Source organism: Psychrobacillus sp., assembly GCF_056205495.1.
This window is the reverse complement of sequence record NZ_JBAEAP010000030.1, coordinates 1-8,175: the sequence shown is the minus strand read 5'-3', so window position 1 is coordinate 8,175 and position 8,175 is coordinate 1. Positions and strand designations below refer to the sequence as shown.

At 36.5% G+C, this 8,175-nt stretch carries 10 protein-coding genes and 1 pseudogene; 3 read left to right on the top strand and 8 right to left on the bottom strand.

Annotated elements, in window-relative coordinates; all coding sequences use genetic code 11:
• A partial coding sequence (locus AC06OU_RS00885; RefSeq protein ID WP_475853458.1) for a glutamate ligase domain-containing protein occupies positions 1 to 628 on the top strand: 628 nt, incomplete at its 5' end.
• A gap of 66 nt (positions 629 to 694) precedes the next feature.
• Here AC06OU_RS00885 and AC06OU_RS00880 read toward each other — a convergent pair.
• From AC06OU_RS00880 to AC06OU_RS00865, 4 genes are all read right to left on the bottom strand, one after another.
• On the bottom strand, positions 695 to 979 hold the full coding sequence (locus tag AC06OU_RS00880) for a hypothetical protein (RefSeq protein ID WP_169360126.1): 285 nt from the start codon (positions 977 to 979) through the stop codon (positions 695 to 697).
• A gap of 649 nt (positions 980 to 1,628) precedes the next feature.
• On the bottom strand, positions 1,629 to 2,741 hold the full coding sequence (locus AC06OU_RS00875) for a conserved virulence factor C family protein (protein ID WP_475853457.1): 1,113 nt from the start codon (positions 2,739 to 2,741) through the stop codon (positions 1,629 to 1,631).
• 25 nt (positions 2,742 to 2,766) lie between these two features.
• Positions 2,767 to 4,647: an ABC-F family ATP-binding cassette domain-containing protein gene (locus AC06OU_RS00870; protein WP_475853456.1), complete on the bottom strand. Its 1,881-nt coding sequence runs from the start codon at positions 4,645 to 4,647 to the stop codon at positions 2,767 to 2,769.
• Positions 4,644 to 5,276 carry an HD domain-containing protein gene (locus AC06OU_RS00865; RefSeq protein WP_475853455.1) on the bottom strand — a complete coding sequence of 211 codons (633 nt, stop codon included), beginning with the start codon at positions 5,274 to 5,276 and terminating at the stop codon, positions 4,644 to 4,646. Before AC06OU_RS00865 ends, AC06OU_RS00870 begins: the two co-directional genes overlap by 4 nt.
• A 416-nt stretch (positions 5,277 to 5,692) precedes the next feature.
• Between AC06OU_RS00865 and AC06OU_RS00860 the strand changes: the two genes are divergently transcribed.
• Positions 5,693 to 5,896, top strand: coding sequence for a cold-shock protein (locus tag AC06OU_RS00860; protein WP_169360131.1), 204 nt, complete (start codon positions 5,693 to 5,695; stop codon positions 5,894 to 5,896).
• A gap of 37 nt (positions 5,897 to 5,933) precedes the next feature.
• Here AC06OU_RS00860 and AC06OU_RS00855 read toward each other — a convergent pair whose 3' ends face one another.
• On the bottom strand, positions 5,934 to 6,116 hold the full coding sequence (locus AC06OU_RS00855) for a zinc-finger domain-containing protein (RefSeq protein ID WP_298471681.1): 183 nt from the start codon (positions 6,114 to 6,116) through the stop codon (positions 5,934 to 5,936).
• Between the two features lie 90 nt (positions 6,117 to 6,206).
• Here AC06OU_RS00855 and AC06OU_RS00850 point away from each other — a divergent pair, with 90 nt between their 5' ends.
• Positions 6,207 to 6,599 (top strand): reverse transcriptase-like protein, encoded by a 393-nt coding sequence (locus tag AC06OU_RS00850; RefSeq protein ID WP_475853454.1) that lies wholly within the window; start codon positions 6,207 to 6,209, stop codon positions 6,597 to 6,599.
• A gap of 74 nt (positions 6,600 to 6,673) precedes the next feature.
• Here AC06OU_RS00850 and AC06OU_RS00845 read toward each other — a convergent pair whose 3' ends face one another.
• The 3 genes and pseudogenes from AC06OU_RS00845 to AC06OU_RS00835 form a co-directional block, all read right to left on the bottom strand.
• The gene (locus AC06OU_RS00845) at positions 6,674 to 7,189 is read right to left on the bottom strand and encodes an SRPBCC family protein (RefSeq protein WP_475853453.1); all 516 of its coding nucleotides are present in this window, start codon (positions 7,187 to 7,189) and stop codon (positions 6,674 to 6,676) included.
• A gap of 102 nt (positions 7,190 to 7,291) precedes the next feature.
• Complete coding sequence (locus AC06OU_RS00840) at positions 7,292 to 7,492, bottom strand: cold-shock protein (protein WP_053589685.1); 201 nt, start codon at positions 7,490 to 7,492, stop codon at positions 7,292 to 7,294.
• A 164-nt stretch (positions 7,493 to 7,656) separates the two neighbouring features.
• Positions 7,657 to 8,175 (bottom strand): annotated as a pseudogene (locus AC06OU_RS00835) (type II pantothenate kinase); the annotation flags it as partial.

The following is an 8,175-nucleotide window of genomic DNA, read 5'->3' as shown; positions in this document are numbered from 1 at the left end:
TGTTTTTTCTCTTACAACACAAATGCAAGGCGAGCACAATATTAATAATGCAGCTGCAGCCTTTGTTACAAGCGTTCATTTCGGCTTAGATCCCAAGCGTGTTGAGTTAACTTTAAATAATTTCAAAGGTATTCCAGGTCGTTATCAGTTATTTCCTCTTGCGAATGGTGCAACCGCTGTCGTAGATTATGCGCACACTGCCAATGCATTTCACTATATATTAGACACCGTGAAGTCACAGAACGCACGGATGATTTATCACGTTTTTGGCTTTAGGGGTAATCGAGATGTACAAAAAAGGGCAAGGATGATTGAAATGTCATTAAAATATGCAGACCGTTGCATTCTAACATTTGATGACCTTAATGGAGTACCAGCGGAACAAATGATAAACGAGCTTGAGAATTTAGGGGCACATGAAAAGTGTGTGATATACCCTGATAGAACAGAGGCTATTAAATACGCTTGGGAAATAGCGGAGCCAGGGGATTGGATAGTTATTACTGGAAAAGGTAATGAAGCATATAAACAAAGCTATTTCCTCTCGACTAAATCTGATATTGACACATTAAATTATCTTTTAAGTACCAAGCATTCAGCAAAACCTGAAATAGAAAGCCTTTTGTAGTAAGGTTTTATTTAGAACCGATGATTACAGAATAATATTATATATAAAAAGAAAGCAGACCATGCATTAATTATGCTCAGGTCTGCTTTCTTTTACGGATGAATTGGTGCGATATTTCACCTTTGATACTGACATTTTATAATCGATAAACGCTCCGATAAAACCTACCGGTAAGCCACCAGCCAAAATAGACAATACAATAATGAAGATGCTGATATTTTCTACTTTAAAAGTCAGCAGATACAAGGTTAAAAGAGTACCGGCGATCAGAAAAATGGTTGTAAAATAGTATGTGATTTGGGTATTTTCCCGATATTTGTATTCTTTTTTCTTCACTTGGTCTTTACTCATTTTGATCCCTCGTTTCGACTTTATGTTCTACTTATATTATTCACCTATTTTCATGAATTTACACAACAACATTACAATTAAATTTTACTTTTTTAATGTCTCGAATTCTGTTCGTTAAATACTGCTATATACAATAAAATTCCCCACATTTTAGTCTGTTAAACATTTAAAACAGCCGTTATTACAATTTTCAATCTTTTTAACTAAAGGATATGTTACAGGGGAGGGTTGATATATGATGCAAAGAAATCATAAATCAGAGAGAAGAATTGATTTCCGCCCCAGCCGGACGCTTTCCTCGGGGTGAGCGATAAGCCATCACCCATCGCTTACGCGCGTGGTTGTGATGGCTTGTCTGTCTCACTCATTCCGTAGGAGTCGCCGTCTGGCGCTCCAATCAATAAACGGGAACAGCTTTAGCATCGATAAAGCGCTAATAAATTTACTCGCTTAAACAAATCTGAACAACTGTCAACAACCCCAATTTCATCATCTATATGTGTTCTTAATAGCCATTTGAAAGTTCATTTTGTTTATGTTTACAGTCACTATAAAAAAGAATTGTTAATCTAAATCAACCAATAACTTTAACAAAGCTTAACTAAAAAAAAGAAGAGCCGGCGATATCCGCCATGCTCTTCACTTTCACTCATTTTCTTGCCTCGCTCATTTGCTTCCAAACGGAGCCCTTCGCTTCTTCTCCTTCTGCAATACGGGCAATCGCCATACGGATTTGAAGTTTAACTTCATATTCCTTGTCATCCATCGCTTTCCTTAAGGCTGGTAATGCATCCATATCTCCCACCTCATAGAAATACATAGCTGCTCGCCAACGAACTAATTTGTTTTTATCAAACAGCGCGTCTTCCATTGCTTTTGAAAATTGTACAAATCCTAAATCGCTCATTGCATCTCCTGCAGTACGTCGAACCGATGCACTTTTATCTTTCAGTGCAATTTCTAAGTACGGAATAACTTTTTCATCTTCAATAAGACCAAGATATACAGTAGCAAGCCTTCTAATAGAAACCTGATCATCCTGTATTGCTTTTGCTAGAACTGGGATATCTTCAACCTCTGGGTTAATAAGATTGTTCAGTAATTGAAACCTTGTTTCCCAATCACTTACTTCGAATTGTTCCATACTAAAAGGAACGCGTATAGGTTTTCTATCTTCCTCCGCTTTATCTTTATCAGCTATCAGTTGCTCTAGTTTGCTTTGTGGAAAGCTTGCCTCTAATTCTTTTACAAGCTGCTCGCCTATCTCTTTTTGGTCCCCATAACGCACACCATAGTCAACCCATTTACGAAGCATAATATAATTTTCCTTATCACCCTCCATTGCTTCATCCAAAGCCTTGGTAAAGCGGGCAGATAAACCAAATCTTGACTCTGATTCACTATCAAATACTTTCACCTGAAGCGGGATCCCCTTGAATGATTGTACATGGACATATACTTCACCGTAATGATCTAAAGGCTTTTCTTCTGTTTCCGCTTCATTTTCACCGCCAAATACATTTTCAATGGCTGCTAAAATGGATTCCCAACTAAACTTTGCGATTCGTTCAATCGCTAAAAAGTCTGCAACGTGGTATACCCCTTTTACGCCTTCGATATTAAAGATATGTTGTATTTCTTTTGGTGCGTCTTCTATATTATCTTTTTTATAGTTATAACTCTTCCCAAAAGGAAGCTCCTGGTCAATGACAACCTTCATCGTATTCGGACTTGGCGTTGGTTCTATTGTTAATATTTTCATATCTCATACCTCCAATAATATAAAATCAGGACGAAACGATTTCTTCTAAATAAGACCATCGTTCAATCAGCTGCTCGTAGGTTGCATTTGCCTGGTCTAATTGTTCGGTAAGTTGCTGTAATAGTGTAAAATCAGAGCCAGTAGTTGAAAGTTTTTGCTCCAACTCTTCTATTAACTGCTCTGTCTTCTCTATTTCGCCACTAATCGCTTCCCATTCTCGTTGTTCTTTGTACGTTAGTTTCTTCTTTTCCTTTGTACTTTTTACGGAGACTTCTTCCTTCTTTACGTCCACCACTTTTTTAGATCCTTCTTTGAGGTCATCTAAATAATCGGAATAAATCCCTAACCATTCTCCAACTACTCCTTCACCATTTAAAATCCATAGTTTTTTTGCGATTCTATCTAGGAAGAAGCGATCATGTGAAATGGTAATAATTACTCCTGGGAAGGATTCCATGAAGTCTTCTAGTACCGATAACGTTTGAATATCCAGGTCATTAGTAGGCTCATCTAAAAATAGAACGTTTGGCTGCTCCATTAACATTTTTAATAAAACTAAACGTTTCTTCTCTCCTCCGGAAAGCTTACCTATTTGAGTACCATGCGTATTTAATGGAAATAAGAACCGTTCCAACATTTGAGCTGCCGAAAATTTCTCTCCCGATCCTATTTCTATTAAGTTTGACGATTCACGTACATACTCAATCATTCTTGTTTGTTCATTTAGTTTTGGAAGCTGTTGTGAGAAGTGCATTTGTTTTACAGTTGAGCCAACGACCAATTCTCCTGAATCCATTGGAAGCTCTCCTGCTAGCATTTTAAGTAAGGTACTCTTTCCAACCCCATTTGGGCCTACTATGCCTATTCGGTCTCCTGCCTGTAAGATAAATGAAAAATCCTCTACAATGACTTTTGTATCAAAGCGTTTGGATATGTTTTTACCTTCCAATACCTGTTTCCCTAAGCGCGTTGTAGCCATCTCAAGCTCCAAATTGAGAGTAGAATTATCACGATCAAGTTTTTCATCGATTTCTTCAAAACGATCTTTTCTTGCCTTTTGCTTGGTAGATCTAGCCTTTGCACCTCTGCGAATCCATTTTAGCTCATTACGATATAAATTTTGTAGCTTTTGCTGAGATGCAGCGTTCATCTCTTCACGAATCGCTTTAGATTCCAGATAATCCGCATAATTCCCTGTGTGAGTATACAACGTTTTATCAGCAAGCTCATAAATATGAGTGGCTACTGTGTCTAAAAAGTAACGGTCATGTGTAACAAAGATAATGGCTCCTTCTACTTTTTGCAACATGTCCTGCAGCCAATCTGTTGACTCTTTGTCTAAATGGTTAGTAGGCTCATCTAATAGCAATAAATCAGCCGGCTCTATTAACACTTTGGCAAGCGCGACTCTTTTTTGTTGGCCACCAGATAAATGTAAAATTGAATCTTCAAACTGCGTAATCCCTAGCTTAGTTAATGCTGTTTTTGCTAAAGCATTTACATCCCATGCTTGTAGCTCATCCATTTTCTGCTGTAAGTCCATCAATCTATTTTGTAATTCAGTTGAATCGGAATTAGCCATTAAAGCGAGCAATGCTTCTTCATATTCTCTGTTGATCTTCAGAATAGGTGAGTCTCCACTAAATACAGTTTGAAGGACCGTTTCTTCTTTTTCAAATACCGGTTGCTGTTCTAAGTAGGCAATTCGAAACTTGTTCGGATGGTCTCGATCAATAGAGTCTGCCTCAAGCTGTCCTGCAATAATCGATAAAAAAGTGGATTTCCCTGTACCATTGATACCGATTAACCCTGCACGATTTTGATTATTAATTGTAAATGAAATGTCTTCGAATAGTGTTTTCTCACCTACTGTTTTTGTAAGATTAGAAATGATTAAATGACTCATATAGATTCCCCTGTTTCTTTTCTTAAGTTTTCTAGAAATAATTCCATGAAGGCATGTCTTTCAGCAGCAAGCTCTTTGCCTTTTCTAGTTTGCATTCCGTCTGCCAGCTTCAACAGCTTCTCATAGAAATGAGTGACGGAAGCTGTTTGTTTAGAACGGTATTCCTCGATGGACATATTGTCTCTCGGCGTTTCGGTTACATCGTATAATTTTCTTCCCTTTGCCCCACCATATGCAAACGTTCTTGCTATTCCAACGGCTCCAATGGCATCTAGCCGATCTGCGTCTCTAACAATCTTTGCCTCGATCGTATCCGCGGTTGTCTCATTTCCTCCATTAAAGGAAACAGATTGAATGATTTTTTTTACTTTATCTTTTGATACATCAGAAAGTTCAAGTTGCTCAATGATGTAATCCTCCATAAATTTCCCTTCGTTCGAATATTTCGGATCGCTTACATCGTGTAATAGTACTGCTAATTCAATTATCTCTAAATCGATATCTATCTCCGCAGAAGCAATGGTCAGTGCATTTTTACGCACTCTTTCTATATGCAAAAAATCATGACTGGCGTCAAATTTGTTGTATATGTCTTTGACTAGCTTTTCACACAGGATAATAGCATTCATATTAAAATACCTCCCTCAAACGAGTCATCCTATTCATTATAACGAAAAAAAGAAAAAAAGACCGCTATAGTGCAGTCTTTTCCGTTGAAAGTCATTAGAAGCTACCCTCTTGTGGAAAGTAGATATCAAAATTCCTCTTTAAGTTACCTTTCATAATTGATTAAAATTTATTATGAAATTTAAATTTACCTACCTAAAGACCTAATCACTTTACATATTTTAAATTGAGAATTTCTTCAATAATTTGGGTATACTTAAGTTTGTTGGAGTAGATTTTATATTGTAGCTTTTTTCACCTCATAAAATTAATAAGATTTTAGCTATAATTCGACATTTTATTGACGGTAGCATCTATTTCATGTATAGTTTATTTTATCCATTTACAGAATTTTTTGTGGATTAAGGGAGGAACAGTTATGCAACAGGGGAAAGTAAAATGGTTTAACAACGAAAAGGGTTATGGGTTCATCGAGTACAATGATGGGGAAGATGTTTTTGTCCATTTTACTGGTATTCAAGGAGAAGGTTTCAAATCACTTGATGAAGGTCAAGAAGTAACATTTGAGATCATTGAAGGAAACCGTGGACCTCAGGCTGCAAACGTTATAAAATCGAAGTAAACAGTTCTTCCCGCGGCAACTGGTCGTGGGACTTTTTTTATTTTCCAAATAATTTGTTGCCTGCCTCTTTTATCTCTTCCCCAACTGTGCAGCCTTTAATACAAAACTGATGAGCTTTAGTCTTGCCTTTTTCTTTTCTTAGTTCACTTTTCACCAAACAGCCTTCACAATAATTTTCTATTAGCTGATCAATTTCATTTATAATTTGTGTATGTTTCATTTTTTCTACTCCTTGCCGTATGACATATTCAACAGTACAATTATATTTATTCGAAAAATTACCTTACATTACCTTAAAGGATGATTAATAATGATTGAATTATATATTGATGGCTCCACTACTGGCAATCCAGGACCTAGTGGAATAGGGATTTTTATCAAAGGAGAAGGTCACCAGATTAAAATTAGTGAGTTTATAGGAGACCAAACAAATCACGTTACTGAATTTATCGCATTACAACGTGGTTTGGAAGAAGTAGCGAAATTATCTCCTACCATCGTCTCTATTAGGACTGATTCGCAAATAGTTTTCGCGGCAGTTGAAAAACGCTACGCTAAGAACCCTGAGTTTGCAGCCATATTAGAAAAAGTACTAGCTATAACAGATACCTTTGATATGTTTTTTATAAAGTGGATATCTGATGACCAAAATAAAGCTGCCCATGCATTAGCAAGAGAAGCAGTACGAAAGAATTTACCATAACAAGCTACACCTCCAACAAATAAATTTGAGTGGAGGTGTTTTATTATTGGTCTTTCCTATGAAAGCATTTCTTTTTACTTTTCCGGTGCCGCTTCAATCTCTCCGGGTGTTACAATTACGTCTTGTTCTACTCCGTTTGAGTTATATGCTTCCTCAATATTCGTTTTTGTGCGATTCATGAATCGTATAATAACATCATCCTTACCGAAGAGTTGAAATAGACTCAACAAGGGGTTTCTTGGTCTGTTAACAGATCGATAAGTAAACCTTGTTTGGTTTTCATCCACCGAATTTAATTCGTAATCTACCTTCATACGGAACATGTTGTTTAAAATAAAGGCTTCTTGTACGAGCTTATGATTTGGTTCGTTGATGAACTTTTTTATGGTAAGGTCATAGGATTCGTCTATCGATCCGTTTTTATATGCTTGTCGGATTATTGTACCTTCCACTTCATGTGTTTCCTTTAAAACTTCTTCATCTATAATTTTAGGGAAAATTGCTTTCTTTTTCTCTAAGTCCCCGTAGAAATAAGGCCATGCAAATTCAATAGGCACATTAATAATTATATCCTTCTTCCACTTTTTCATCCAAACTACTCCCTTGCATATCAATATGTGAACCTTTCTATATATGATAACACAAAAAAACAGACCCTCGAAATGAGAGCCTGTTAAAGTTTAGGTTTAAAATTAAGCTTTAACTACGTTAGTAGCTTGAAGACCACGTTGGCCTTGCTCGATTTCAAAAGTTACTTCTTGACCTTCGTCAAGAGATTTGAAACCTTCGCTTTGGATAGCTGAGAAATGTACGAATACATCGTCTCCGCCTTCGCGTTCGATAAATCCGAATCCTTTTTCTGAGTTAAACCATTTTACTTTACCTTGTTCCATGTGTGTATCCTCCTCGTATGCAAATTGTGCATACATTGTGTTACTATCCTTGCTCAACACTGTTAAGTAAAAGTGTTGCCACCTACTAACTAACCGAACAAAAATAATCCTCTTTAAATATAACACGCCTATCCTAATAATGCAACAATTATCCAAAATCTTTTTTAATTGTTTTCCAATAATGCACCAATCGCTCCACTATACCCATGTTTTTCTAAAAATATTGGATTTTTCTTTTTTAGTATCGTATAGGATTCCATAATTTCCTGAAGCAATATATTATCTTCTAGTGTAGAACCTATATAAATTATGTCCTCGACACCATGAGAATCTGCAGCTTGTATACATAATGTTGCCACAACTTCACCAATTATACCCTGGATACCTGCAATCAGATCTGCGTTTGTCCTAGTTTCTTCGTTTTTTAAGGAAACACCACCAAAATTACTTGCAGTAAGCGAGCCAGTTAATGGTAATTTGTTGTCTTTATAAATGTCACTAACTAAAACATCTATTGACGATCTATTTCCATTTAAAGATAACTGAATCATTTCCTTATAATCTGTTAAACCTGTTAATGCCGTTCCCAATCCTAAAAGTGTTCCCCCACCTACTCCAGTTCCACCAATTCGAGCATGCGAGTTATCATGCATAATATGTATTGAAGTACCTGTACCAATATT